This window comes from Myxococcota bacterium (assembly GCA_041389495.1).
Taxonomy (GTDB): domain Bacteria; phylum Myxococcota_A; class UBA9160; order UBA9160; family UBA4427; genus JAWKRT01.
This window is the reverse complement of sequence record JAWKRT010000001.1, coordinates 2,079,718-2,104,698: the sequence shown is the minus strand read 5'-3', so window position 1 is coordinate 2,104,698 and position 24,981 is coordinate 2,079,718. Positions and strand designations below refer to the sequence as shown.

The 24,981-nt window shown below is 74.7% G+C and carries 19 protein-coding genes, 3 tRNA genes and 1 pseudogene; 12 read left to right on the top strand and 11 right to left on the bottom strand.

Annotated features, from left to right (window positions below; translation table 11 throughout):
- Positions 1–13: 13 nt before the first annotated feature.
- The gene (locus R3E88_09295) at positions 14–931 is read right to left on the bottom strand and encodes a tetratricopeptide repeat protein (protein MEZ4216657.1); all 918 of its coding nucleotides are present in this window, start codon (positions 929–931) and stop codon (positions 14–16) included.
- Complete coding sequence (locus R3E88_09290; GenBank protein MEZ4216656.1) at positions 928–2,184, bottom strand: hypothetical protein; 1,257 nt, start codon at positions 2,182–2,184, stop codon at positions 928–930. Before R3E88_09290 ends, R3E88_09295 begins: the two co-directional genes overlap by 4 nt.
- 116 nt (positions 2,185–2,300) lie before the next feature.
- On the opposite strand from R3E88_09290, the gene R3E88_09285 reads away from it, so the two are divergent.
- Both R3E88_09285 and R3E88_09280 read left to right on the top strand, forming a co-directional pair.
- A tRNA-Sec gene (locus R3E88_09285) sits at positions 2,301–2,399 on the top strand.
- Between the two features lie 253 nt (positions 2,400–2,652).
- Positions 2,653–3,003 (top strand): HPF/RaiA family ribosome-associated protein, encoded by a 351-nt coding sequence (locus tag R3E88_09280; protein MEZ4216655.1) that lies wholly within the window; start codon positions 2,653–2,655, stop codon positions 3,001–3,003.
- Between the two features lie 36 nt (positions 3,004–3,039).
- Here R3E88_09280 and R3E88_09275 read toward each other — a convergent pair whose 3' ends face one another.
- The 5 genes from R3E88_09275 to R3E88_09255 all read right to left on the bottom strand — a co-directional run bounded on the left by R3E88_09275 (position 3,040) and on the right by R3E88_09255 (position 8,775).
- Positions 3,040–4,302 (bottom strand): EAL domain-containing protein, encoded by a 1,263-nt coding sequence (locus R3E88_09275; GenBank protein MEZ4216654.1) that lies wholly within the window; start codon positions 4,300–4,302, stop codon positions 3,040–3,042.
- A 48-nt stretch (positions 4,303–4,350) separates the two neighbouring features.
- Positions 4,351–7,110 carry an excinuclease ABC subunit UvrA gene (uvrA, locus tag R3E88_09270; GenBank protein ID MEZ4216653.1) on the bottom strand — a complete coding sequence of 920 codons (2,760 nt, stop codon included), beginning with the start codon at positions 7,108–7,110 and terminating at the stop codon, positions 4,351–4,353.
- Between the two features lie 20 nt (positions 7,111–7,130).
- On the bottom strand, positions 7,131–8,288 hold the full coding sequence (moeB, locus tag R3E88_09265) for a molybdopterin-synthase adenylyltransferase MoeB (GenBank protein ID MEZ4216652.1): 1,158 nt from the start codon (positions 8,286–8,288) through the stop codon (positions 7,131–7,133).
- A gap of 17 nt (positions 8,289–8,305) precedes the next feature.
- Positions 8,306–8,638, bottom strand: coding sequence for a hypothetical protein (locus R3E88_09260; protein ID MEZ4216651.1), 333 nt, complete (start codon positions 8,636–8,638; stop codon positions 8,306–8,308).
- A gap of 50 nt (positions 8,639–8,688) precedes the next feature.
- A tRNA-Leu gene (locus tag R3E88_09255) sits at positions 8,689–8,775 on the bottom strand.
- A gap of 210 nt (positions 8,776–8,985) precedes the next feature.
- Between R3E88_09255 and R3E88_09250 the strand changes: the two genes are divergently transcribed.
- The 5 genes and pseudogenes from R3E88_09250 to R3E88_09230 all read left to right on the top strand — a co-directional run bounded on the left by R3E88_09250 (position 8,986) and on the right by R3E88_09230 (position 13,193).
- Positions 8,986–9,061 (top strand) — tRNA-Ala (locus R3E88_09250).
- Positions 9,062–9,176: 115 nt separating this feature from the next.
- Positions 9,177–10,138 (top strand): annotated as a pseudogene (locus R3E88_09245) (OB-fold domain-containing protein).
- 11 nt (positions 10,139–10,149) lie between these two features.
- Positions 10,150–11,217, top strand: coding sequence for a lipid-transfer protein (locus tag R3E88_09240; GenBank protein ID MEZ4216650.1), 1,068 nt, complete (start codon positions 10,150–10,152; stop codon positions 11,215–11,217).
- A 1-nt stretch (position 11,218) separates the two neighbouring features.
- A complete protein-coding gene (locus tag R3E88_09235) occupies positions 11,219–12,376 on the top strand; it encodes a thiolase domain-containing protein (protein ID MEZ4216649.1) in 1,158 nt (385 codons plus the stop codon).
- A 13-nt stretch (positions 12,377–12,389) separates the two neighbouring features.
- The gene (locus R3E88_09230; protein ID MEZ4216648.1) at positions 12,390–13,193 is read left to right on the top strand and encodes a glucose 1-dehydrogenase; all 804 of its coding nucleotides are present in this window, start codon (positions 12,390–12,392) and stop codon (positions 13,191–13,193) included.
- Here the strand turns inward: R3E88_09230 and R3E88_09225 are convergent.
- Positions 13,190–14,041 carry an LLM class F420-dependent oxidoreductase gene (locus R3E88_09225; protein MEZ4216647.1) on the bottom strand — a complete coding sequence of 284 codons (852 nt, stop codon included), beginning with the start codon at positions 14,039–14,041 and terminating at the stop codon, positions 13,190–13,192. The genes R3E88_09230 and R3E88_09225 overlap by 4 nt on opposite strands.
- Before the next feature lie 155 nt (positions 14,042–14,196).
- On the opposite strand from R3E88_09225, the gene R3E88_09220 reads away from it, so the two are divergent.
- Positions 14,197–15,435 carry a CoA transferase gene (locus tag R3E88_09220; protein MEZ4216646.1) on the top strand — a complete coding sequence of 413 codons (1,239 nt, stop codon included), beginning with the start codon at positions 14,197–14,199 and terminating at the stop codon, positions 15,433–15,435.
- A gap of 70 nt (positions 15,436–15,505) precedes the next feature.
- Here the strand turns inward: R3E88_09220 and R3E88_09215 are convergent, their stop codons facing one another.
- Entirely contained in the window at positions 15,506–16,336 is an 831-nt protein-coding gene (locus tag R3E88_09215) for an SDR family NAD(P)-dependent oxidoreductase (GenBank protein MEZ4216645.1), read from the bottom strand.
- 192 nt (positions 16,337–16,528) lie between these two features.
- Here R3E88_09215 and R3E88_09210 point away from each other — a divergent pair, with 192 nt between their 5' ends.
- From R3E88_09210 to R3E88_09195, 4 genes are all read left to right on the top strand, one after another.
- Entirely contained in the window at positions 16,529–18,643 is a 2,115-nt protein-coding gene (locus R3E88_09210) for an ATP-binding cassette domain-containing protein (protein MEZ4216644.1), read from the top strand.
- Positions 18,640–19,959 (top strand): HlyD family efflux transporter periplasmic adaptor subunit, encoded by a 1,320-nt coding sequence (locus R3E88_09205; protein MEZ4216643.1) that lies wholly within the window; start codon positions 18,640–18,642, stop codon positions 19,957–19,959. Before R3E88_09210 ends, R3E88_09205 begins: the two co-directional genes overlap by 4 nt.
- Positions 19,956–21,494, top strand: coding sequence for a TolC family protein (locus tag R3E88_09200; GenBank protein MEZ4216642.1), 1,539 nt, complete (start codon positions 19,956–19,958; stop codon positions 21,492–21,494). The genes R3E88_09205 and R3E88_09200 overlap by 4 nt, the downstream gene beginning before the upstream one ends.
- 116 nt (positions 21,495–21,610) lie before the next feature.
- Positions 21,611–21,931 (top strand): hypothetical protein, encoded by a 321-nt coding sequence (locus R3E88_09195; GenBank protein ID MEZ4216641.1) that lies wholly within the window; start codon positions 21,611–21,613, stop codon positions 21,929–21,931.
- Between the two features lie 28 nt (positions 21,932–21,959).
- On the opposite strand, the gene nhaR is transcribed toward R3E88_09195, so the two are convergent.
- Together nhaR and R3E88_09185 are read right to left on the bottom strand one after the other, a co-directional pair.
- Complete coding sequence (gene nhaR, locus R3E88_09190) at positions 21,960–22,859, bottom strand: transcriptional activator NhaR (protein ID MEZ4216640.1); 900 nt, start codon at positions 22,857–22,859, stop codon at positions 21,960–21,962.
- A gap of 438 nt (positions 22,860–23,297) precedes the next feature.
- A complete protein-coding gene (locus R3E88_09185) occupies positions 23,298–24,980 on the bottom strand; it encodes a class I adenylate-forming enzyme family protein (GenBank protein MEZ4216639.1) in 1,683 nt (560 codons plus the stop codon).
- Position 24,981: the final 1 nt, after the last annotated feature.

The window sequence follows — 24,981 nt, the reverse complement described above, 5'->3', positions numbered from 1 at the left end:
GGGACGGGGCGGGTCACCGCCCCTCCCGCAGACGCTGCCGCGCGATCTCGGAGAGCGCGCCGTCGGGCTCGACCTGCAGATAGCGCCGCCAGTGCTCGAGGCCCTTCGCCGCGCGGCCGAGCTTCTCGTACAGCAGCGCCAGGTTGATGTGGAGATCGGCGTAGAACGGATCGCGCTCGAGCGCGCGCAGGTAGTGCTGGAGGGCGCGCGCCGAGTCGTCCTCCTCCTCGAGCAGGTTCGCGAGGTTGAAGTGGCCCTCGACGTGCTCGGGGCGCAGCTCGAGGCAGCGCTCGAAGCAGCGACGCGCCTCCTTGCGCTCGCCCTTGTTGTAGAGCGCCGCGCCGAGGTTGCAGTGCGCATCGGCGAACTCGGGGTCGAGCGCGATGGCGTTGCGATAGGCGGCGATCGCCTTGTCGTACGTCTTCGGCTCCGCGTCGAGCCCGCAGCCCACCTCGAACCAGTCGAGCGGCCCGAGCGACGCGGGCGACTCGACCCCCGCGTCGTGGAGCGCGGGACGCGCCGCGGACGCCTCGCGCGGGAACGGCGCGACGCCGCTCTCGGCGTCGCCCTCCGCGGGCTCGCCCGCGAACTCGAGCACGAGCTGGCCGTCGGGCTCGAGCAGCCGCCCGTCGTGACGCACCACCACGCGCCGCGGCGCCTGCCCCCACACGCGCAGCGCGGACAGCGGCTCGTCGAGCTCGGGAACGTGCTCGCGCAGGATGTCGATGCTCTGGCGGATGCGCTGCAGCGGAACGCCGTGCTCGAGCAGCGCGAGCACCGCCTTCACGCTCACGAGATCCTGGAAGTCGAAGCCGCTCGCGTCGGCGTCACCGTCGCGCGAGCGCACGAGCCGCGTGCGCTTCCAGTAGCGGAGCCGCGAAGGCTTCACCTTGAGGATGCGCGCAGCGTCGCGAAGGGAGTAGGCGCTCACCGGGACGGGAGACTACCGCGAACGCGCACGCGCGCGCGCGCCGATCGCACGCGGCGACGCGCGCGCGCGACCCACGCGAGCGCTCCGATCGCGGCGACCGCACCGCGCGCGGCCGCGGGCTCGGGCAGGTCGAACGCGCGCACCGCGTTGACGCCTCCCTGGAACGGGATCGCGGCGACGATGTAGGTCGCGACCGCGACGTCGCCCTCGAGCTCGACGCCCCACACGCCCCGACCGTTGCCGGGCGCGCCCACGGCGTCGACGAGCGCGGGGTTCGCGGGATCGGAGACGTCGACGACGAGCACCTCGCTGTCGCCGGCCGAGAGCACGACGCGCCGCCGCGCGGCGTCGAGCGCGATCTCGTTCGCGTGCCCGGGGCTGTCGAACCAGACGTTGGCCGGCGTCTCGCAGCCCCACGGGTTCCACCATCCGATCGGGGCGATCGCCGCGGGATCGGCGACGTCGAGGATCTCGAGCCCGCAGTAGTCGACCGCCGCGTAGGCGAGCGCGCCGTCGACGACGACGTGGTTGTAGGCCTGCGGCTTGCCGCCGAGAGCGGGGTTCGCGTACGCGCCGATCTCCACCGGCGCGGTCGGTGCGCTCGCGTCGAGGACGACGAGGCCGCCACCGTCGTTGCCGACGTAGAGGCGGTCGCCCGCGAGGAACAGCCCGCGCACGTTCGGCGCGAGGAAGCCGCACGACGGCGTGCCTCCCCCCGGAACGACGGTCGTCTCCTCGCGGAGCGCGACGCCGTCGAACGTCAGGACGACGACGCCGAGGCCCATCGCGCCGAGATAGATCGCGGCGTCCGACACCTCGACGTCCGACGCGCCGCAGACGACGCCGCTCGACGTCCACTGGTCGAGGTGCGCCGGCGCGGCGGGGTCGGCGACGTCGACGACCGCGAGGCCCGCGCGCGAGCCGGCGAGCGCGAACGGGTCGCCGAGCGCGACGAAGAGCCGGTCGCCGCGCTGCGCGAGGTGCACGACGTGGAGGCCGCCGAACGCGGACGCGGCGAGCCGCGCGACCTCGACGGGCGGGGAGACCGCGAGCGACCACACGGCGAGGCCACCGGCCTTGTGGGCGATGAAGAGCGCATCGCTGCCGGCGCGCTCGTCGCGCAGCGTGGCGAGGGGGAGCGTCGACCCGGTCGGCACGTCCCACACGAGCGGCGGCGCGGCCGGCGCCTCCCGCGCGACGCACAGCGCGGCCCACGTCGCGACCACGAGCGCGGCGGCGCAGCGGTGCGGCATGCGACGAGCCTAGCGCTCGCGCGAAGACGGGCGCGCCGCGCGCCGCATCGGGGAAGGCTTGAGCCGAGGCTCTGCATGCGGGACGATGCGCGCGCGGCGTCCCGCGCCGCGCGCGCGGAAGCGTTCGTCGTGCTGGTGCCGGCCCCGGACTTCAAATCCGGTGGAGGACGCGGCGACGCGCCCTCGGCGGGTTCGATTCCCGTCCGCTTCCGCCACGCGCGCGCACTGCGCGCGTCGAAGGCACGCGACGTGCGACGAGTCGGCACACTGCAGCGCGACGGCGCGCACGTCGACGACACGCGGACGCACCGATAGACTGCCGTCGACGATGCGCTTCGAACGTTCGGCTCTTCGTCTCCCTTCGACCCACCGCACCGCGGGCCGCCGGCGGTGCACCACGAAGGACGCGGCCGCGCACACGGTCGGCCCGCGTCGGATCCCGCACGGGGCCGCGTCCGCGGAGGACGCATGACCCAGGTTCCGACGCTCACGATCCGCTTCAAGGACATCGAGCACGACGCGAAGGTCGAGGAGCTGCTCGAAGCCCGTCTCCGCCACCTCGCCGAGACGTTTCACGAGGCCACGCACTGCGAGCTCACGCTCGCCGTCGACGCACTCGACGTGACGGCACACGCGCTCGTGCGCGGACGCGGCATCGACCTCGCGTCGCACGCCGCCGCGCGCGACGCGCGCGCGGCCGGCGACGCCGCGATCGACAAGCTCGAGCGCGAGCTCCGCAAGGTCCACGACAAGCGCATCTTCACGCAGCGCCGCGCGGCGCGGAGCGCGGACACGCGGCGGCGCGTCGAGCCGTCCTGAGGGGCGGCGCCGGCGCGCGCGGGACGCGCGGCCGCGTCAGTGGTTGCGGCGGAGCGGAGCGGGCCGGCCGAAGAGGTAGCCCTGCCCGTACGGGATGCCGAGGCGCGCGATCGCGGCGAGCTCGTCCGCCGTCTCGATGCCCTCGGCGATGATCGCCGCGTCGATCTTCGACGCGACGGCGTGCAGCGCGCGCAGCAGCTCCTCGCGCGCCGGGTCGGTGTCGACGCCGCGCACGAGCGACATGTCCACCTTGATGAAGTTGGGCGACAGCTCCATCACCGCCTCGAGGCTCCCGTAGGCGACGCCCGTGTCGTCGAGCGCGATCTGGAAGCCGAGCTCGCCGTAGTAGTCGCGCGCCTCGCGGAAGATCGAGAAGTTCGCGATCGACTCCTTCTCGGAGATCTCGAACACGACGTCGCTCGGGCGCAGCCGCAGGTCCTCGAGCGTGCGGCGCAGCACGTCGCCGCGGAAGGCGGGGTCGTGGATGGCGGTCGGCAGGCAGTTCAGGAAGAGCTTCCGGCCCGGCTCGAGGCCGCGCGCCGAGCGCAGCGCGACGCGCCGGCACAGGCAGTCGAGCTCGAACAGCAGGCCCGTCTCCTCGGCGCGCTGGAAGAGCGCGCCCGGGGAGTGGAGGTCGCTGTCCCACGGCCCGCGCACGAGCGCCTCGTAGCCGAGCACCTCGCGCGTCTCGACGCTCACGATCGGCTCGTAGAGGATGGTGACGTCCTCGCCGAGCAGCAGGTCGAGGAAGCGGCGGTCGCGCGCGCGCACCGCGACGCGCTGGTCGAGCTGCGCGTCGGCGCGCGCGCGGTCGACGGCGACGCGCACCTGGCGCTCCTCGCGCAGGCCCGGGTGGTAGAGCGCGATCGAGTAGCCGACCGGCACGTCGAGGGGCTCGCGGATGTAGGGGTACGTCACCTGCGCGCCGTTCTTCGCGATCGCCTCGCGCAGCTTCTCGCACAACGCGGGCAGGCGCTCGGCGTGCAGGTTCGCGTGGTCGCTCGAGCCGAGCAGCAGCACGACGATCTCGTCGTTCGAGCCCTCGCCCATCGCGACGAGATCCTGCGGGCCGAGCTCGCGCGAGCACGCCTCGAGCACGAGCTTCGCGAGCTTCGAAGTGGCCTTGCGGTGCGCGAACGCGCCGTAGCCGCGCTCGACGCGCTCGAGCGCGGAGGCGTCGGCGACGACGACACCGACCGCGCCGCGTTCGCGGAAGCGGGCCGCGATGTCGGGCATCTGCTCGGCGTAGCTCCCGAGCAGGAGGAGGTCGTTCCCGGAGTGCGACGCCTCGTTCGACACGGGCCGGACCATCGGCGCGGCAACGAGCCGGGTTGAGGCGCGAGACCGCTACGAAATCAGCCTCGCGAGGGCGGCTCCCGTGTGAGAGCGGTCGGCCGCGCGCGCGACCTCCTCCGGCGTCCCCTGGGCCACGATCTTCCCGCCTCCCGGCCCGCCCTCTGGCCCGATATCGATCACGTGGTCGGCCTGCGCGATCAGCTCGAGGTTGTGCTCGACCACGATCACCGAGCCCCCGGCGTCGAGCAGCTCGTCGAGGCACCCGACGAGGCGCGCGACGTCGACGGCGTGCAGGCCCGTCGTCGGCTCGTCGAGCACGTAGAGCGCCCCCGGCGCTCCGGCGCGCAGCGCGAGCCCGAGCCGCAGCCGCTGGTTCTCGCCGCCCGAGAGCGTGGAGAGCGGCTGGCCGAGCGCGACGTAGCCGAGGCCGACGCGCGCGAGCGGCTCCAGCCGCTCGGCGATCGTCCGGTGGGATGCGAACTCGGCGAGCGCCTCGTCGACCGACATCGCGAGCACGTCGACGATGTGCCGGCCGCCGACCCGGACGTCGAGCACCTCGCGCCGGTAGCGGAGGCCGCCGCACGCCTCGCACGGCACGCGCACGTCGTCGAGGAACTGCATGTCGATGACGACCTCGCCCGCGCCCTCGCACGTCTCGCAGCGGCCGCCCTTCACGTTGAAGGAGAACCAGCCGGGGCCGACGCCGAGGCGCTTGGCCTCGCGCGTCGCCGCGAAGAGCTGCCGGATGCCGTCGAAGGCCTTGGTGACGGTCGCGGGGTTCGAGCGCGGGCTCCGCGCCGCCGGCGTCTGGTCGACGACGACCACCTCGCGCACGCGCTCGGCCCCCTCGATGCGCTCGCACGCGCCGCGATCGGGGTCGCGCGTGAGCTGCCCGACGAGCACCGCCCGCACGAGCGTCGACTTGCCCGCCCCCGACACGCCCGTCACGGCGACGAGCCGGCCGAGCGGGATGTCGACGTCGAGGCCGTCGAGGTTGTGGGCGCGCGCGCCGACGATGCGCAGCTGCCCGCGGCCGGAGCCGCGCGCGGGGCGGCGGGCGCGCGGCGGGAGCTCGCCGCGCAGCGCACGGCCCGTCAGCGACTCCGCGCTCGCCGCGACGTCGGCGACGCTCCCCTGTGCGACGAGCCGCCCGCCCGCGCGGCCCGCGCGCGGACCGAGGTCGAGCACGTGGTCGGCCGCGCGCACGACCTCGAGCGCGTGCTCGACGACGACGACCGTGTTGCCGTGATCGCGGATGCGGGCGAGCACCTCGAGCAGGCGCGCGACGTCGCGCGCGTGCAGCCCGATCGAAGGCTCGTCGAGCACGTAGAGCGTGCTCGTCAGCGCGCCCGAGAGCGCCGTCGCGAGCTGGATGCGCTGCGCCTCGCCGCCCGACAGCGTGCGCACCTGCCGGTCGACGCCGAGATAGCCGAGCCCGACCTCGGCCGCGGTGGCGACGCGCGCCACGAGCTCGGGCCGAAGCCGCGCGACGCGCTCGGCGGTGGCGGCGTCGAGCTCGAGCGCGTCGAGCCACGCGCGCAGCTCGGCGATCGTCCGGCGCGTGAGCGCGGCGATCGTCGCGCCGCCGACGCGCACGGCGAGCGCATCGGGGCAGAGCCGCGCGCCGCCGCAGTCCGGACACGGGTCGAAGCGCCGGTAGCGCGCGATCAGCACGCGCGCCTGCACCTTGTAGCGGCGCGCGTCGAGCCAGTCGAAGTAGCCCTGCACGCCGTACCAGTCGCCGCCCTCGTCCTCGTCGCCGTCGCGCACGAACGCGCGCTGCGCGTCGTCGAGCGCGCTCCACGCGACGTCGACCGGCACCTTCGCGCGGCGGCACGCGCGCAGCAGGTCGCGCTTCATCTCGCGCCCCATCGGCGTCGCGAAGGGCGCGATCGCGTCGTCGCGGAGCGAACGCGCGGGGTCGGGAACGACGCGCTCCCAGTCGAGGCCCGCGGTGCGGCCGAAGCCCTGGCAGGTCGGGCAGGCGCCGAGCGGATGGTTGAAGGAGAACAGCGCGGGCTCGGGCGCGCGGAACGCGCGCCCGCAGCCCGCACACGCGAAGCCTTCGACGATGCGCTCGCGCACCCCGTCGGCGTCGATCGCGACGAGCGCGCCCTCGCCGCGCGCGAAGCCCGCCGCGACGGCCTCGGCGAGCCGCGCGCGCTCGCCCTCGCGCACGACGAGCCGATCGATCAGCACGAGCGCGCTGCGGCGCAGCTCGCCGAGCGCGCGCAGCGAGAGCTCGGTCGCGTCGACGATCGCGCCGTCCTCGCCGACGAGCCGCGCATAGCCTTCGCGCACGAGCCGCTCGCGCAGGTCGCCGGGCTTCTCGCCGCGCCGCGCGACGAGCGGCGCCGCCAGCACGAGGCGCGCGCCGTCGCGCGCGGCGAGCAGCGACTCGACCGTCGAGGCGACCGTCGTGGCCTCGACGTCGCGGTCGCAGTCGGGGCAGCGCGTGCGCCCGGCGCGCGCGAAGAGCAGGCGCAGGAAGTCGAGGATCTCGGTCGCCGTGCCGACGGTCGAGCGCGCGTTCGTGACGCGGTTGTGCTGCTCGATCGCGATCGCGGGCGGGAGGTTCGAGACGGAGTCGACCTCGGGGCGCGGCAGCCGCTCGAGGAACTGGCGCGCGTAGGTCGACAGCGACGTCACGTAGCGACGCTGCCCCTCGGCGTAGAGCGTGTCGAAGGCGAGCGTCGACTTGCCCGAGCCCGACACGCCCGTGACGGCGGTGATGCGGCCGAGCGGGACGTCGCAGTCGACGCCCTGCAGGTTGTGCGAGCGCGCACCGCGGATCTCGATCGCGTCGGCCATCCGCCCGCCCCGCCCGCGGCCTAATAACGGGGCACGGACGGGTCGACGGTGACCGACCACGCCTCGATCCCGCCGTCGAGGTTCTCGACGCGCTCGAAGCCCGCGGCGCGCAGCAGCCGGCAGGCCTTCTCGCTGCGCCCGCCGTGGTGGCAGTGCACGACGACCGGCCGCGCGCGGAACGCGGCGAGCTCACCGAGCCGCTCGCCGAGCTCGCCGAGTGGAACGAGCTGCGCGCCCGCGATGTGCGCGCGGGCGTGCTCGTCGGGCTCGCGCACGTCGAGCAGCAGCGCGTCGTCGCCGCGCGCGCGCCGCGCCGCGAACGCGGCGGCCGACACCTGCGCGACGGGCGGCTCGGCGTCGCCCGCGCTCGGCAGGCCGCAGAAGCCCTCGTAGTCGACGAGCCGCGTCAGCGTCGGGTGCGCGCCGCAGGCCGGGCAGTCGGGATCCTTCGCGAGCTTGAACTCGCTGAACTCCATCGCGAGCGCGTCGTACAGGAGGAGCCTCCCGACCAGCGTGCGTCCCGCGCCGAGCAGCAGCTTCACGGTCTCGGTCGCCTGGATCGACGCGACGATCGCGGGCAGCACGCCGAGCACGCCGCCCTCGGCGCACGACGGCACGGCGCCCGGCGGCGGCGGCTCCGGATAGAGGCAGCGGTAGCAGGGGCCCGAGCGCGCATCGAACACGCTCGCCTGCCCTTCGAAGCGGAAGATCGAGCCGTACACGTTGGGCACGCCGAGCAGCACGCACGCGTCGTTGCTCAGGTACCGCGTCGGGAAGTTGTCGGTGCCGTCGACGACGACGTCGTAGCCGCCGAGCACGTCGAGCGCGTTCGCGGACGTGAGGCGCAGCGCGTGCGGCACGACCTCGACGTCCGGATTCAGCGCGCGCAGTCGCTCGGCCGCGACCTCGACCTTCGGGCGGCCGACGTCGCGCGTGGCGTAGAGGATCTGGCGCTGCAGGTTCGAGACGTCGACGACGTCGGCGTCGACGAGGCCGATGCGGCCGACGCCGGCGGCGGCGAGGTACAGCGCGAGCGGGCTGCCGAGCCCGCCCGCGCCGATCAGCAGCACGCTCGCGTCGAGCAGCCGCCGCTGCCCCTCGAGCCCGACCTCGGGCAGCGTCAGGTGGCGCCGATAGCGTTCGAACTGCTCGGGGCGCAGCGGCGGGGCTTCCTGCATCGCGACCCTCGCGCGCGTCAGTCGTCGTCGCGCGGCGGGAGGACGCGCACCTCGTACGCCTTCGCGGGCTTGTCGACGAACTTCCAGGCGACGCTCACCCAGTCGCCCTTCGCGAGCGCGTCCCACCCATTCTTGAGACCGACGACGCGCGTGGCCTCGGTGCGCGCGAAGGAGAGCTCGTCGCCCATGCGGTTGTCGACGGTGACGGTCGAGCCGCTCACGCGCACGATGCGTCCGGTGAACGCGCGCGTGTCGGCCGCGGCGGGCGCCGCGCTCGCGAACGCGACGAGCACCGCCAGCGCGAGAGCGCGCGCGGTGCGGCGGCGGGCGGCGGACGGCGGCATCGTCATCGCAAGGGGGTACTCCAGGAGCCGGACGGCGTCGCGGTCGGTCGCGCACGTGGTGCCGGAGGCGGGAATCGAACCCGCACGGCCTCGCGGCCGGGGGATTTTGAGTCCCCTGCGTCTGCCAGTTCCGCCACTCCGGCCGGCCCGCGCCGCGATGGCGGCCGCGCGATCATCGCGAATCGGCCCAACGATGACCAGCGCGCCAGCCGCGCGCGTCGCGCGGCGCGACGCATCGCCGGGCCGGCTGCGCGCGCATCCGTCGACGCGCACGCGCGCCGCGACGCGGCCCGATCCGCGCCCCGCGATGCTTTGACAGTGTCACCCCCCGGAGGTAGGTTCCGCGCCTCCGTGGGGCCGTAGCTCAGTTGGGAGAGCGCGTGAATGGCATTCACGAGGTCGTGGGTTCGACCCCCATCGGCTCCACCACTCCGCACCGATCGAACGCTTCCCTGATCCTTCCATCCCGCCCGCTCCGTTCCGTCCGCCGACGCGCTCGTCGCGGCCCGCGCACCGCGAGCGACGCGGGCGAACGGAGTCCTCGATGACGCAGCTCGGCGACGACGGGATCCTCTCCGCCCCGCACGTGATGGAGTACCCGTACCGGCGCTCGCTCGGGCCCGTGCTGAGCCGCTTCTTCACGGGCCTGCGCGACGGCGTGATCGAGGGCAACCGGACGGCCTCGGGCCGCGTGCTCGTTCCGCCCATGGAGTACGACCCGCTGACGGGCGACGACGCGCTCGACGAGTGGGTCGCCGTCGGCCCGGGCGGCACCGTCGAGGGCTTCACGTGGATCGCCGCGCCGCGGGCCTCGCACCCGTGCCGCGAGCCCTTCGCCTTCGCGCTCGTGAAGCTCGACGGCGCCGACGTCGCCTTCCTGCACGTCGTGCGCGCGGCGCGCGAGAGCGACGTGCGCACGGGCATGCGCGTGACGGTCGAGTGGGCCGCCGAGCGCGTCGGGAGCATCCGCGACATCGCGGGCTTCGTGCCCGCCGAGGGAGGCGCGCGATGAGCGACGCGAACGAGCCGGTCAAGAGCATCGTGACGCCGTCGCGCGTCGCCTATCACTACACGCCGGGCCGGGCGACCAGCCGCTTCCTGCGCAACCTCGCGAAGGGCAAGATCGTCGGCCAGGAGTGCCCGAAGTGCCGGATGGTCTACGTGCCGCCGCGCGGCGCGTGCCCGCGCTGCGGCGTCGCGACCGAGCGCGACGTCCCGGTCGCCGACACCGGCACGCTGGTCACCTACTCCGTGATCCGCGTGCCGTCGGCCAACATCCAGATCGAGCTCCCCTACGTGGGCGGGCAGGTGCTGCTCGACGGCTCGCACATCGCGTTCCACTGCCTCATCCGCAACGTCGACGTCGCGACCGTGCGCATGGGCATGCGCGTGCGCGCCGTCTGGAAGCCCGAGAGCGAGTGGACGACGAGCTTCGAGAACATCGAGTACTTCGAGCCGACGGGCGAGCCCGACGTCCCCTACGAAAAGTACAAGGACCTCTTCTGATGCCGAGCGCACTGCGCGACGTCGCCGTCGTCGCCTACACCCAGTCGTCGCCCTTCCTCGCGAACGCGCGGCTCAACGACGCGGAGATGCTGATCCCGCTGGTCGGCGAGCTGTACGAGACGTCCGGCCTCGCGAAGGAGGAGATCGGCTTCACGTGCTCGGGGAGCACGGACTACATCGCCGGCCAGTCGTTCGCGTTCGTGCACGCGGTCGACGCGCTCGGCGCCTGGCCGCCGATCAGCGAGTCGCACGTCGAGATGGACGGCGCGTGGGCGCTCTACGAGGCGTGGGTCAAGATCCAGACGGGCGAAGTCGACTCGGCGCTCTGCTTCTGCTTCGGGCGCGCGTCGATGGGCACGATCGAAGAAGTGCTGACGCTGCAGCTCGACCCGTACACGGTCGGGCCGCTCGCGCCCGACGCGCACAGCCTCGCCGCACTGCAGGCGCGCGCGCTGATCGACTCCGGCAAGGCGAGCGAACGCGACGTCGCCGCCGTCGTCGCCAAGAACCTCGCCGCGGCGAAGGCGAACCCGGACGCGCTCGTCACGGGCGACGTCGACATCGACGCGCTGCTCGCGGAGCCGTGCGTCGCGTCGCCGCTGCGCGCGCACGCGCTGCCGCCGGTGACGGACGGCGCGGCGGCGATCGTGATCGCCGCCGGCGACACGGCGCGGCGCGCGTGCGCGAAGTCGGGGCAGGCACCGGTGTGGATCCGCGGCATCGAGCACCGCTGCGAGCCGATGGGCCTCGGGCTGCGCGACCTCGCGACGTCGGCGTCGACGAAGGCGGCAGCCGACGCCGCCGGCGTGCACGACGGGCCGGTCGACCTCGCCGAGCTGCACGCGCCCTACGCACACCAGGAGCTCATCCTGCGCGAGGCGCTCGGGATCGGTGACCCGGCGATCGTGAACCGCTCGGGCGGCGCGACGGCGGCGAACCCGATGATGGTCGCGGGGCTCGCGCGCATCGGCGAAGCCGTGCGCCAGATCCGCGCGGGCCGCGGGCGGCGCGCGGTCGCGCACGCGACCCAGGGCCCGTGCCTGCAGCAGAACCTCGTCTGCGTCCTGGAGGGCGAATAGCATGGCCGTGCGCAGCGCCGTGATCGGCGTCGGGCAGACGAAGCTCGACGCCAAGCGCCTCGACGTCTCGCAGGTCGGGCTCGTGCGCGAGGCCGCGAAGCGCGCGCTCGAGGACGCGGAGCTCGACTGGAAGGACATCGACGCCGTCGTGATCGGGAAGGCCCCCGACATGTTCGAGGGCGTCATGATGCCGGAGCTGTTCCTCGTCGACGCGCTCGGCGGCGCGCACAAGCCGATGCTGCGCGTGCACACCGCGGGCTCGGTCGGTGGCAGCACGGCGATCGTCGCCAACAGCCTCGTGAAGGCCGGCATCCACCGCACCGTGCTCACCGTCGCGTACGAGAAGCAGAGCGAGTCGAACGCGATGTGGGCGCTCTCGATCGGCCTGCCCTTCCAGCAGAGCGTCGTCGCGGGCGCGGGCGGCTTCTTCGCGCCGCTGATCCGCGGCTACATCCAGCGCTCGGGCGCGCCCGAGGACACGGGCATCCGCGTCGCGCTGAAGGATCGCAGGAACGCGCTCAAGAACCCCTACGCGCACCTGAAGATCCCGGACATCTCCTTCGAGATGATCCAGAACTCGCCCATGCTGTGGGACCCGATCCGCTTCCTCGAGTCGTGCCCGTCGTCGGACGGCGCGTGCGCGATGGTGATCGGCGACGAAGAGCGCGCGCGGGCGAGCAGGAAGCCCGCCGCGTGGGTGCACGCGACGGCGATGCGCACCGAGCCGACGATGTTCGCGGGCCGCGACCAGGTGAACCCGCGGGCCGCGAACGACGCGGCGGCCGCCGTCTACAAGGCGGCCGGCATCGCGAACCCGCGCAAGGAGATCGACTGCGCGGAGATCTACGTGCCCTTCAGCTGGTTCGAGCCCATGTGGATGGAGAGCTTCGGCATCGCCGAGCCGGGCCAGGGCTGGAAGATGACGTACGAGGGCGCGACCGAGATCGGCGGCGACTTCCCGGTGAACATGTCGGGCGGCGTGCTGTCGTCGAACCCGATCGGCGCGTCGGGCATGCTGCGCTTCGCGGAGGCGGCGCTGCAGGTGCGCGGCATGGCGGGCGAGCATCAGGTCGACGGCGCGCGGAAGGCGCTCGGCAACGCCTACGGCGGTGGCTCGCAGTACTTCTCCAACTGGATCGTCGCGAGCGACCCGCTCTAGCGCGACGCGCGGCATGACGGCGACCCCGGCGCTCTTCGATCTCTCGGGCCGCGCGGCGATCGTCACCGGCGCGAGCCGCGGCATCGGGCGGTGGATCGCCGAAGGGCTCGCCGAGGCGGGCGCCGACGTCGTCGTCGCGGCGCGCGGGGCGGACGGCGCCGCGCGCGCCGCGGAGGAGATCGCGCGGGCCACGGGCCGCCGCGCCCTCCCCTTCGCCTTCGACGTCGCGAGCGCGGACGACGTCGTCGCGCTCGTCGCGTTCGCGCGGCGCGAGCTCGGCGCCGTCGACGCGCTCGTCAACAACGCCGCCGTGATCGTCGCGGCGCCCACGTTCGACTACCCGCTCGACGGCTGGGACGAGGTGTTCGCCGTGAACGCGCGCGGCGCCTTCCACCTGGCGCAGCAGTGTGCGCGCGCGATGCGCGAGCGCGGCGGCGGGAGCATCGTGAACGTGTCGTCCATCAACGCGCGACTCGGCGCGAAGGAGGAGCACCAGCCGGTCGTGGCCTACTCCGCGAGCAAGGGCGCGCTCGAGGCGATGACACGCGACCTCGCCGCCAAGTGGATCCCGCACGGCATCCGGGTGAACGCGCTCGCGCTCGGGAGCTTCGACACCGACATGGCGCGCTTCCTGAAGAAGAGCGACGAGCGCCTCGCGCGCTACCTCACGACGATCCCGATCGGTCGCCTCGGTGTCGCGGAGGACGTGAAGGGCGCGGCCGTCTTCCTCGCGAGCGACGCGGCGCGCTACGTGACGGGCGCGACGCTCGTCGTCGACGGCGGCTGCGCGGCGCAGGGCGGCCCGCACGTCGCCTAGCGATCGGCGAAGCGCTCCGCGAAGGGGACGAACGAATCGAGCGCCGCGAGCACCGCGTCCCGCCCCGCCGCGGGCAGGCGCAGCACGGCCTCGGTGACGCCCAGCTCGCGGTAGTAGGCGAGCTTCTCGTCGCTCGGGAGCACGCCGAACGGCACGACGTGCATCGCGGCCGGGTCGCGGCCGTTCGCGTCGAAGCGCTTGCGGAGGTCCTCGAGCGCGGCGGCCATGCCCGCGCCGCCGATCGGCATCCAGCCGTCGGCATACTCGGCGATCTGCGCGAAGAGCTTCGGCCCGGGCGCGCCGCCGATCAGCGTGCGCGGCCCCGGCTGCTGCACGGGCTTCGGCCAGGCGTAGCTCGGCTCGAAGCGCACGAGGTCGCCGTGATAGGCGGCCACCTCCTTCGTCCACAGCTCGCGCATCGCGAGCATCTTCTCGCGCACGAGCTCGCGACGCCGCTTCACGTCGATGCCGTGGTTCTCCATCTCCTCGTGGTTCCAGCCGAAGCCGATCCCGAGCACGAGCCGGCCCTGCGTGACGCGATCGAGCGTCGCGAGCTGCTTCGCGAAGGTGAGGTGATCGTGCTGTGCGACGAGGCCGATCCCGGTGCCGAGCCGGATGTGCCGCGTGCGCGCGCCGGCGGCCGCGATCACGATGTACGGGTCGAGCGTGCGGTAGTACTCGACGGCGAGCTCGGCGTCGCCCGTCGGCGCGGGCGTGCGTCGGCTCGCGGGGATGTGCGTGTGCTCGGGGACGTAGAACGAGTGGAAGCCGCGCGCCTCCGCTTCGACCGCGACCTCGACCGGGTCCATCGTCTGGTCGGTCGCGTGGATCGTGACTCCGACGTGCATGCGCGCGCGTCCTCCTCGGGCGGGGGCGCATCCTACCCCGGGCGCACGGCGCGCGCCGTCGGCTATGCTGCGCGGCCTCTCACCCAGGATGCGTTCGAGTCGACGAGGCGAAGCCCGCGCCCTCGCGTCTCGACCGGAACGACAGGAGCCCCGCCGTGAACGACGCCCCCCAGAAGCCGCTCTCCGGCCTTCGCGTGATCGAGTCGAGCCTGCTCGGCCCCGGCCACGTCGCCACCTTCTTCGCCGACCTCGGCGCCGACGTCATCAAGGTCGAGCCGCCCTCCGGCGACTACATCCGCCAGATGACGTGGCCCATCGTGAAGGGCGTCTCGCTGCTCCACCTGCACACGCACCGCGGCAAGAAGAGCATCTGCCTGAACCTCAAGAGCGACGAGGGCAAGCAGCTCTACAAGGACCTGGTCGCGAAGGCGGACGTCGTCGTCGAGGCGATGCGGCCGGGCTCGCTCGCGAAGCTCGGCCTCGGCTACGAGGACCTGAAGAAGGTCAACCCGAAGATCGTGTTCGCGACGCTCTCGGGCTACGGCGCGACCGGCCCGTACAAGGACATGCCGAGCCACGGCATCGCCTACGACACGTGGAGCGGCATCGTGCAGCCCGTCGAGGACGACAAGGGCTTCAAGCGCATCCCGCCGACGATGCCGAACGTGGGCATCAACGTCGGCCCGATGCTCGGCGCGATCGCCATCCTCGCCGGCGTCATCCAGGCGCGCGCGACGGGCCAGGGCTGCGAGATGGAGATGGCCCAGTCGGACGCGGCCGCCTACATGGACTGGTACCGGATCGAGTCGGAGCGCGCGTACCTGCGCCCCGAGGACGAGGTCACGGGCAACCCGTCCGACGACTACGAGCGCCGCCCGGCCGGCCTCGCCGGCATGTGGGAGGGCGTCCGCTACCAGGCCTACGAGTGCAAGGACGGCCACGTCCTCTTCATGGCCTCGGAGCAGGCGTTCTGGAAGAACTTCTGCGCCGGCGTCGGCCGCACGGACCTCTTCGAGAAGTGGCCGGGGAGCAAGTACGCCGACCACGCGCGCGGCAACCTCGAGCTGCAGGCCGAGCTCAAGACGATCTTCCTCGGGAAGACCGTGAAGGAGTGGCTCGCGTTCGGGAACGAGCAGAACACGCCGATCGCGCCGTTCAACACGGCGCGCTCGCTCGGCGACGATCCGCAGTTCCAGGCGCGCATGGGCTTCCTGCCGATCGAGGCCGTCGGCTGCGAGCAGCTGCCGCTGCCGGTCTTCGTGAACGGCGCGCCGCTGCCCGTCCCGACGATGGCGCCCGAGGTCGGCGAGCACACCGACCAGGTGCTCGCGAGCGTGCTCGGCCTCTCGGCCGACGCGATCGCGAGCAAGCGCGCCGCGGGCGCGCTCGGCTGACGGCGCGGAGCGGCGGCGCGCGCGCGCGCGCCGCCGCTCCGCGACCTCCGCGACGCCCGCGACGCCCGCGTCAGACCGTCGCGTCGCCGCCGTCGACGGCGAGCACCGCGCCGTTCACGAAGCTCGCCGCCTCGCTCGCGAGGAACAGGATCGCGCGCGCCACCTCGTCGGCGCGCCCCGTGCGGCCGAGCAGCACGCGCGCGCCGACGGCGCGATCGATCGCGGCGACATCGGTGTCCGCGCCCGCGCGCTCGCGCTGCAGACGGCGCGCGGCGGCCGTGTCCGCGATCGGCCCGGGCGCGACCGCGTTGACGCGCACGCGCGGCGCGAGCTCGACGGCGAGCGCACTCGTGAGTGCGGCGACGCCCGCCTTCGACGTGGCGTAGGCGAGCATTCCGCGCGGCGGCCTCGTGGCCGTGCGCGAGCCGATCAGGACGATCGCGCTCGGGCGCACCGCGCTCCCCGATTCGAGGAGCAGCGGAGCGCACGCGCGCGCCATGCACAGCGCGCCGCGCAGGTTCACCGCGTGCACGCGATCCCACTCCGCGAGGTCGAGCTCGAGCAGCGACGCGTGCGGGAAGATGCCGGCCGCGTGGACGAGCACGTCGAGCCGCTCGTACCGCGCGCGCGCCTGCGCGGCGACCTCCTCGCCGGCCGCGGGCTCGGCGACGTCGACGACCACCGCGCGCGCCCGCGCGCCCGCGCGCGCGAGGTCTTCCGCGACCGCCCGCGCCGCGTCGCCGTCGCGGTCGACGACGAGCACCGCGGCGCCGGCCTCGGCGAGCCGGCGCGCGCACGCGCGGCCGATCCCGTTCGCCGCGCCGGTCACCGCGGCGACGCGCCCCGCGAAGCCCCAGTGCTCCCCGATCGATCGCGCGTCCGCCGCACCGCCCGTCGTCATCCGCCCGCTCCTCCTTCGGCCCGCTCGTTCGCGCCGCGCGCCGCACTCTACTGTGCCGCGACGCGCGCCGCGTGCGCGCCGGGAGCCGCGAGCGCGGCTCCGGCACCGGTACTCATCCTTCGTTCTCCTCGATGAATTGCGATCTGATTATCTATTTTTCAGATTCGCGATCGCCTTCGATACTGCCGCGCCATGGAGCACGGCCCTTCCCGTTCGACCCACGACGTCGCGTCCCCCGGAACGCTTCCGGCCGCGCTCGCCGCCGTGCTCCGCACCGAGCTCGGCGTGCGGCCGGGCGGGGACGATGCGATCGCGCGGAGCGCCGACACCGCGCCCTTCGGCCCGGAGGAGCGCCTCGAGGACTTCGCGCGCCGCGCCGGGCTGCGCGCGCGCACGCTCTCCTCGACGACCGCCGACGCCGTCGCCGCGCTCCATCGCGGCGCGGCCGCGGCCACGTGGGACCCGCGCATCGGCTGGCTGGCGCTGCTCGAGGCCGACCGGCACCGCGTGCGCGTCGCGACGCAGGCGACGCCGCCGCATTGGCGCGCGCTCGCGGACCTCGAGCGCGAGCTCGGTGATCCGGGTCCCGACGGCCGGCGCACCTTCACCTGGCTCGAGGCCGGGCTCGACGCGGCGCGCGGGCGCGGCGCAGTCGCGCCCGCCCCGCACGTGCGCCTCCTCGAGCTCGTCCGCCCCGACCGCGGCGACGTCGTCGCGATCGTGCTGTACGCGGGCTTCATCGGCGCGCTCTCGCTCGCGATCCCGGTCGCCGTGCAGCAGCTCGTCAACACGGTCGCCTTCGGCGGGCTCGTGCAGCCGGTCGTCGTGGTCGCGCTCCTGCTGCTCGTCGGGCTCGCACTCGCCGCGTCGCTCACCACCTTCCAGACGGTGCTCGCGGAGCTCCTGCAGCGCCGCGTCTTCGTGCGCGCCTGCCTCGACCTGGCCCACCGCCTCCCGCGCGTTCCTCTCGGCGCGTTCGGCGCGAAGCGCGGGCCGGAGCTCGTGAACCGCTTCTTCGATCTCGTGACGATCCAGAAGTCCGGCGCCGCGATCCTCCTCGAGGGCAGCGCGGTCGCGCTCCAGACGGTGACGGGCCTCGTGCTGCTGTCGCTCTACCACCCGCTGCTGCTCGCCCTGTCCGCGCTGCTGCTCGGCGCGATCGCGGTCGTGCTGCTCGGCCTCGGGCGCGGTGCGGTGCGCACGGCCATCGCGGAGTCGAACGCCAAGTACGCGCTCGCCGCCTGGATGGAGGAGCTCGCCCTGCACGCGACGGCCTTTCGCGACGCGACCCGCCGGGTCCACGCGGCCGAGCGCGCCGACGCGCTCGCCGCGGACTGGGTGCTCGCGCGGGCCGCGCACTACCGGATCGTGCTGCGTCAGCTCGTCGGCTCGTTCGCGGTGCAGGTGCTCGCGAACAGTCTCGTGCTCGGGCTCGGCGGCGCGCTCGTCGTCGCCGGCGAGCTGACGCTCGGCCAGCTCGTGGCGGCGGAGATCGTCGTCGCGGCCGTGCTCGCCGCGCTCGTCCGGCTGGGCAAGAAGCTCGAGGGCTTCTACGACCTGCTGGCCGCGGTCGACAAGATCGGCATCCTGCTCGACCTCCCGCTCGAACGCGGCGACGGGCGCGCGCCGCGCGCGCCCGCACGCGGCGATCGCGGCCTCGCGCTGCGCGCCGTGGGCGTGGCGACGAGCGCGGGGCGCGTCGCCGACCTGCGCGTCGCGCCGGGCGAGCGCATCGCGCTGACGGGGCCGCCCGCGTCCGGGAAGAGCGCGTTCGCCGAGATGCTGTGCGGCCTGCGCGCGCCGCTCGCCGGCCGCGTCGAGCACGACGGCGAGGACCTGCGCGAGCTGCGCCTCGACCTCGTGCGCGAGCGCGCCGTCTGTCTTCGCGACGGCGACGTGCTCGCGGGCGACGTGCTCGCGAACGTGCGCGCGGGCCGCCCGCACGTCGACGCCGCGCGCGCGACCGAGGCGCTCGCGAGCGCGGGCCTGCTCGACGCGGCGCGCGCGCTGCCCGGCGGCCTCGCGACGGCACTCGCGCCGAGCGGGGATCCGCTGAGTCACGGCCAGGTCGCCCAGCTCGCGCTGGCCCGCGCGATCGCGGGGTGCCCGCGCCTGCTCGTCGTCGACGGGCTGCTCGCGCGCCTTCCCCGCCCGCTGCGCGACGTCGCGCTCGAGGCGCTCTTCGATCGCCGCGCACCCTGGACGCTCGTCGTCGTGACGGACGACCCGGACGTGCTCGCGCGCTGCGATCGCACCGTCGCGATCGACGACGCGTGCGAGCCCGCCGGCCCGGAGGCGCCGCGATGACGCTCCCTCCGCACACGCCGCGCGGTCCGCGCCCGGCCGTGTCGTCGCTCCAGCTCGTGCCGAGCCCGCGCGGGCTGCGCGCGCTCGCGCGCGCACTCGGCCTCGCGCTCGGCGTCGCCGCCGCCGCGCTCGTCGTCGTTCCCTGGCAGCAGAACGTGCCGGCGAGCGGCCGGGTCGCGGCGTTCGCACCGTTCGATCGCGTGCAGACGATCGCAGCGCCGGTGGCGGGTCGCGTGCGACAGGCGTGGGTCGCCGAAGGCTCGCGCGTCGAGGCGGGCGACCCGCTGCTCGAGATCGTCGACAACGACCCGTCGATCCTCGAGCGGCTCGACGCGCAGCGCGCGGCGCTCGAGAGCCAGCTCGCCGCGGCGGAGGAGCGCGTGTCGGTCTTCGCATCGCAGGTCGACGCGCTCGAGCGGGCGCGGTCGCTCGCCGTCGAGGCCGCGACGAGCCAGCTCGACGTCGCGACGACGTCGATCCGCTCGGCGCGCCACGCGATCGCGGCGGCGCGCGCCGCCGCCGCCCAGGCCGAGCTCGACTTCGCGCGGAAGCGGGAGCTCGTCGAGGGCGGGCTCGTTTCGGGGCTCGAGTTCGAGCTCGCCGAGCGCGCGCACCGCGAGGCGTCCGCGCGCGTCGAGCAGGCGCGCGAGTCGCTGGCCGCCGCCGAGAACGACGCGCGCGCGCGGCGCGCCGACCTCGGGCGCATCGACACCGAGGCCGCCGCCGGCGTCGCGTCGGCGCGCGCGAGTCGCGAGGCCGCGCTCGCCGACGCGGCCGGCCTGCGCCAGCGCATCGCCGACCTCGCCACCCGCATCGCGCGACAGGAGACGCAGCTCGTGACCGCGCCGCGCGCCGGCACGGTCGTCCGCCTCCTCGCCGCGCCCGGTGCCGAGCTCGTCGAGGCGGGCGCTCCGCTCGTGTCGCTCGTGCCCGACGCCGAGCGGGTGGCCGTCGAGCTCTGGGTCGACGGGAACGACGTCCCGCTCGTGCACGAGGGGCGGCGCGTGCGCCTGCAGTTCGAGGGCTTCCCCGCCGTGCAGTTCGCGGGCTGGCCGTCGGTCGCGATCGGAACCTTCGGTGGACGCGTCGCGCTCGTCGACTCGGTGGACGACGGGCGCGGGCGCTTCCGTCTGCTCGTCGTTCCCGACGAGGACGAGCCCGCGTGGCCCGACGCGCGCTTCCTGCGCCAGGGCATGCGTGCCAACGGGTTCGTCCTCCTCGACCGGGTCCGCCTCGGGTACGAGCTCTGGCGACGCGCGAACGCGTTTCCTCCCGTCCTCGCGATGGAGCCGAGCGCGGAGGCGCGCGGGTCGTGAAGGTGCGGCTGCGAGGCTCGTACGCGAGCGCGATCGGCGTCGCCCTCGCTCTCGCCGCGTCGACGAGCGCGCCGCTCGCGCGGGCGGGCGCGCCCCCGGAGCGCGACGTGCGCGCCGTGGCCGCCGACGCGCTCGACGCGGCGAGCGGCTCCGGCGGAGTCGATACCGCGCGCGTCGAGCCGCTCGCGCTCGACGAGGTGCTTCGCTCGACCGACGCGCACTTCCCGCTGCTCGCCGCCGCCCGCGCGGAACGGCGCGCGCGCGCCGCGCGACTCGAAGGAGCGCACGGCGCGTTCGACCTGTCCCTGTCGGCGAGCGGCGACGTCCGCGCCGACGGCTACTACGACGGCTACGCGGGCGAGGTCGCCCTCGACCAGCCCACGCGCGTGCTCGGCGCGCGGCTGTTCGCCGGCTACCGGTACGGCGGCGGCGCCTTCCCGTCCTACGAAGGCGGGCGACTGACGAACGACGCGGGCGAGGCGCGTGCCGGCGTGCGCATCCCCGTGCTCCGCGATCGCGCCATCGACGCCGCGCGCGGCGCCGTCGCCCGCGCAGAGGCGGAGCTCGCGCGCGCGACGCCGGAGGTCGAGCTCGAGGTGCTCGCCGCACGCGCGGACGCCGCCGTCGCCTACTGGGACTGGGTCGCCGCCGGCCACCGCCTGCGCATCGCGCAGCGCCTGCTCGACGTGGCCGAGCGGCGCCAGGTGCAGATCGCGCGGCGCGTCGAGGCCGGCGCCGAGCCGCGCATCCACGTCACCGACAACCGGCGCCTGATCGTCGAGCGCAGCGGCGCGGTGCGCGCGGCCGAGCGCGACGTCGCTCGCGCGGCGCTCGCGCTGTCGCTGTTCCTGCGCGACGAGTCGGGTCGACCGCTCCGGCCGTCGGCAGCGCGCCTTCCGGACGCGTTCCCCGCGACCGCGCCGCTCACCGTCGAGCGGGCCCGCACGGAGGTCGAGCGCGCCGCGGCGCTCCACCCGTCGATCCGACGCCTCGAACACGAGCGTGCGGCGCTGCAGGTCGACCGCGATCTCGCGCGCAACGCGCTGCTCCCGGCGCTCGACGTCCGCCTCGACGCGTCGCGCGACTTCGGTGGCGCGCGGCCGGGCATCGACGCGGCCGGCCGCTTCGCGGCCGACCCGCGCGGAGAGAACGAGGTGAAGGCCTCCGTCGAGCTCCGTCTCCCCTTCCAGCGGCGCGACGCGCGCGGTCGGCTCGGCGCGGCGGAAGCGGCCCTCGAGCGCCTCGAGCGCCGCCTCCAGCTCGAGCGCGAGCGGCTCGTCGCGTCGGCACTGGCGGCGCTCGAGACGCTCGAGGCCTCGCACGAGCGCGCGGTGCTCGCGCGCGAGAACGTCGAGCTGGCCGAGTCGTTGTGGGAGGCCGAGCGGCGGCGGCTCGCGCTCGGGGCGAGCGACCTGATCGACCTCACGCTGCGCGAGGCCATGCTCGCGAGCGCCGAGCTCGAGCTCGTCGACGCGCACCACGCCTACTTCCGCGCGCGCGCCGAGTGGGTCGCGCGCGTCGCGCGCCCCTCGTGAGCCCTCGACTCACATCGTCCTCGACGATGCTTCGTCTCGTCATTTCCTATTTTTCGATGGCCTCGCGATTGCCGACACTGACGACACGCGCCGCGGCCACACACGAGGAGGCTCCCATGGAGATCCGGATCGACGCCCGCGACCTCGACTTCGAGCTCGACGCACTCGCGCGCTCGTTCGTCGGTGCGACGGTGGCTCACGCCGTCCGGCACCACGAAGAGCCCATCGCGCGCGTGCGGGTCGTGCTGTCCCGCACCGACGGTGGCGTCCGCTGCGCGGTGGGAGTGCGGCTTCGCTCGGGGGCGTGGGTCTGCGACTTCGCCCGCGCCGGCGATCTCTCGGAGGCGGTGCAGACCGCGAGCGATCGCGTCGAGGTCGCCCTCCACCGGCACGGCGCGCACCCCGCGCCGCGCCCGCACGCGTCGCGCGCGGCCTGAGGCCCCGGTGTCCCGCCCGCCCGCTCGCTCAGCCGAGCACGCCGCTCCGCGCCGCCTCGGCGATCGCCGCGACCGCCGGGTGCATGATCCGGCGCTCGACGGTGATCGCGTAGAAGTGCTCCTGCACTTCCTCCGTGCGACCCACGAGTCGCACGCCGTGCGAGCGCCGGATGTCCTCGGCCACGACGATCGGTGCGGGAAAGATCCCGGCCCCGTGCTGCCCGAAGACCTTCAGCAGGGCGCTGTCCTCCACCTCGGCCACGAACTCCGGACGGATGCCCAACCCCTCGAACCAGCGATCGAGCGAGTGGCGGAGCGCGGTGTTGGGCGTCGGCACGAGCAGCGGCGCGCCGTCGAGCGAGGCCGGAAAGCGGCGCCGGTGGCGCTCGGCGACGTCGGGCGTCGCGAAGAAGCCGACGCCGCAGCTCCCGAGCGGATGGTTGAACGCCTTCACGCGCACCTGCGGGCCGAGCGGGACGTCGGTGAGCACCATGTCGTACCGCTGCAGCCCGAGCCCCGCGATCAGCTCGTCCGCCTTGCCCTCGTGCACCACGAGCTGGACGGGCTCCTCGAGCTCGAGCGCGACCTGCAGGAGCCGGTAGGCGACGAGCTTCGGAACCACGTCGGCGACGCCCACGAGGAGCCGGGCCGGACGGTTCGAAGGGCGGCCGCGCAACGCGTCGAGCAGCTCGCGCCCTGTCGAGAAGATCTCGTCCGCATAGCGATAGACGATGCGACCCGCCTCGGTGAGCACCAGGCGTCGCCCTTCGCGCACGAAGAGGGCCTCGTCGAGCGACTCCTCGAGCTTGCGGATCTGCCCGCTCAACGTCGGCTGCGCGAGGCGCAGCGTCTCCGCCGCGCGCGTGACGCTGCCCTCGCGCGCGACCGTGTAGAAGTAGAGGAGATGGTGGTAGTTGAGCCACTCCACGGCGAGCCTCCCATCGCTTTCCTCGAATCATAGATCGAAGAGCGCGGCTTTCTCGATGGCCTTCCAGGCCCGCCGCGCCCGGAGGAAGGAGCGACCGACCGCCATGCGCCTCTCCATGCCGGACACCCACCGAGGACTCGCCCGCGACGAACGCGCGCGACTCGAGCGCGCGATCCGCCTCGCCCTCGGCCCCTCCGCGGCCGGCGTCGTCGCCGTGCGCGCGCACGTCGCGCTCGCCGCCGCGCCGGGCGCGCGCGCCCCGGTGTGGCGGTGCGCGCTGACCGCGCGCTGCGCCGACGGCGCGCGGATCGAGGTCGCCGACGCGGGCATCGAGCTCGAGGACGCGGTGCGAGCGGCCGCGTGGAGGCTCGCGCGGCGGGCGCGTCGCGAGAGCGCGGCCGGCCGTGCGCGGGGCGGCGGTCGGGCGGCGCGCGGCGCTCACGCTCCGTAGACGTGCCCGGCGATCTCCGCGCGCTCGGCCTCGAGCCGCGCGCGCGCGAGCTCGCGGAACGCGTCGGCGCGCAGCTTCTGCGTGCCGGTGCGCGGCGCCTCGGCCTCTCCGAAGAACAGCACGCGCCGGGGGACCTTGTAGACGGCGACGCGCGCGCGGAGCGCGGCGACGACCGCGCCCTCGTCGGGCGCCGCCGCGCCCGGCGCGACCACCGCGCACAGCACGAGCGCCTCGCCGAGCGTCGGGTGGGGAACGCCGACCGCGACGGTCGCGACGAGCCCCGGGAAGCGATCGACCGCCGCCTCGACCTCGAGCGGCGAGACGTTCGCGCCGCCCGTCTTCACGAGCGACGAGAGCCGGCCCGTCCAGTGCAGGCGTCCCGCCTCGTCGAGGAACCCGCCGTCCTGCGTGCGGAAGAAGCCGTCGGCGTCGAACACGAGCTCGGGCGCCACCCTCGCATAGCCTCGCATCAGCGTGAGGCCGCGCACGGCGATCTCGCCCTTCGCCCCGCGCGGGAGCGGCGCACCGCTCTCCGGGTCGACGATGCGCACCTCCATTCCGGGCAGCGGCTCGCCGCTCGTCGCCGCGCGGTCGGCGGCGGGCGCCCAGGCGGGGAGCGCCGTGCAGATCGTGAAGGTCTCGGAGAGCCCGTAGGAGCCGTACGTGCCCCACTCGTCGCGCTCGAGCCCGGCGAGCGGCGCGAGGGCGTTCGCGAACTCGACCTTGCGCAGGCTCGTGAGGTCGCGTGCGCGCGCCGTCGGGTGCTCGGCCATCTCCTTCTCCTGGTGCGGCCACGCGTGAAGCGCGGTCGGCCGCTCGCGCTCGACCGCCTCGAGCATCTCCTCGGCACGGAAGCGCGCGTGCACGAGAAGCTCCGCCCCCGAAGCGAGCGACGCCCCGAGCGACATCGCGATGCCCGCGGTCCAGAAGAACGGCTGCACGCTCAGCACGCGGTCGCTCGGCGCGAGCGCCATGTATTCCGCGAAGCGGAAGCTCTGGATCACGGGCGCGCGCTGGCGGTGCAGCACGCCCTTCGGGCGCGCGCTCGTTCCCGACGTGTAGATGAGCATCCCGTCGTCGCCGGGGTCGACCGACGCGACGAGCGCGTCGAGCAGCGCGTCGTCGACGCGCGCGCCCGCGCGCACGACGTCGCCGAGCGGGACGACCGCGCCGCGCCGCGCGTCGAGGTCCGTCGCGATCACGCGGCGCAGCGCGGGGAGCGCCGCGCACGCGACGGCCCCCGGCGCGCCCTCCGCGATCGCGGGATGGCGCGCGAGCAGGTCGTCGAGGAAGCGGTGCGAGAGGAACTCCGGGGCGAGGACGAGCGTCGCGACGTCGCCGTGCGCGAGCACGAAGTCGAGCTCGTCGGCGGTCGCGAACGTGCTGAGCGGAACGACGACGCCGCCCGCCGTGGCGGCGCCGAACGCCACCGTCGCCCACGCGCACGAGCTCGGCAGCAGCACGCCGATGCGCTCGCCCTTCGCGACGCCGGCGGCGACGAGCCCGCGCGCCACCGCGCGCGCGCCCGCGAGCAGCTCGTCGAAGCGCAGCGCCGCGCCCGTGTCGTCGCGCAGCGCGGGGCGCGCGCCGTGGCGCGCCGCGACGTCCTCGACGAAGCGCGGCAGCGTGAGACGGCGCGCGTCGGGCTGGAGCGCGAGGCCGGCGTCCACG

Bases quoted from the DNA above. Each gene is read 5' to 3' on its own strand.
- R3E88_09290 (MEZ4216656.1), bottom strand. From the start codon at position 2,184: ATGCCGCACCGCTGCGCCGCCGCGCTCGTGGTCGCGACGTGGGCCGCG.
- R3E88_09280 (MEZ4216655.1), top strand. From the start codon at position 2,653: ATGACCCAGGTTCCGACGCTCACGATCCGCTTCAAGGACATCGAGCAC.
- uvrA (MEZ4216653.1), bottom strand. From the start codon at position 7,110: ATGGCCGACGCGATCGAGATCCGCGGTGCGCGCTCGCACAACCTGCAG.
- moeB (MEZ4216652.1), bottom strand. From the start codon at position 8,288: ATGCAGGAAGCCCCGCCGCTGCGCCCCGAGCAGTTCGAACGCTATCGG.
- R3E88_09260 (MEZ4216651.1), bottom strand. From the start codon at position 8,638: ATGACGATGCCGCCGTCCGCCGCCCGCCGCCGCACCGCGCGCGCTCTC.
- R3E88_09235 (MEZ4216649.1), top strand. From the start codon at position 11,219: ATGGCCGTGCGCAGCGCCGTGATCGGCGTCGGGCAGACGAAGCTCGAC.
- R3E88_09230 (MEZ4216648.1), top strand. From the start codon at position 12,390: ATGACGGCGACCCCGGCGCTCTTCGATCTCTCGGGCCGCGCGGCGATC.
- R3E88_09225 (MEZ4216647.1), bottom strand. From the start codon at position 14,041: ATGCACGTCGGAGTCACGATCCACGCGACCGACCAGACGATGGACCCG.
- R3E88_09215 (MEZ4216645.1), bottom strand. From the start codon at position 16,336: ATGACGACGGGCGGTGCGGCGGACGCGCGATCGATCGGGGAGCACTGG.
- R3E88_09210 (MEZ4216644.1), top strand. From the start codon at position 16,529: ATGGAGCACGGCCCTTCCCGTTCGACCCACGACGTCGCGTCCCCCGGA.
- R3E88_09205 (MEZ4216643.1), top strand. From the start codon at position 18,640: ATGACGCTCCCTCCGCACACGCCGCGCGGTCCGCGCCCGGCCGTGTCG.
- R3E88_09195 (MEZ4216641.1), top strand. From the start codon at position 21,611: ATGGAGATCCGGATCGACGCCCGCGACCTCGACTTCGAGCTCGACGCA.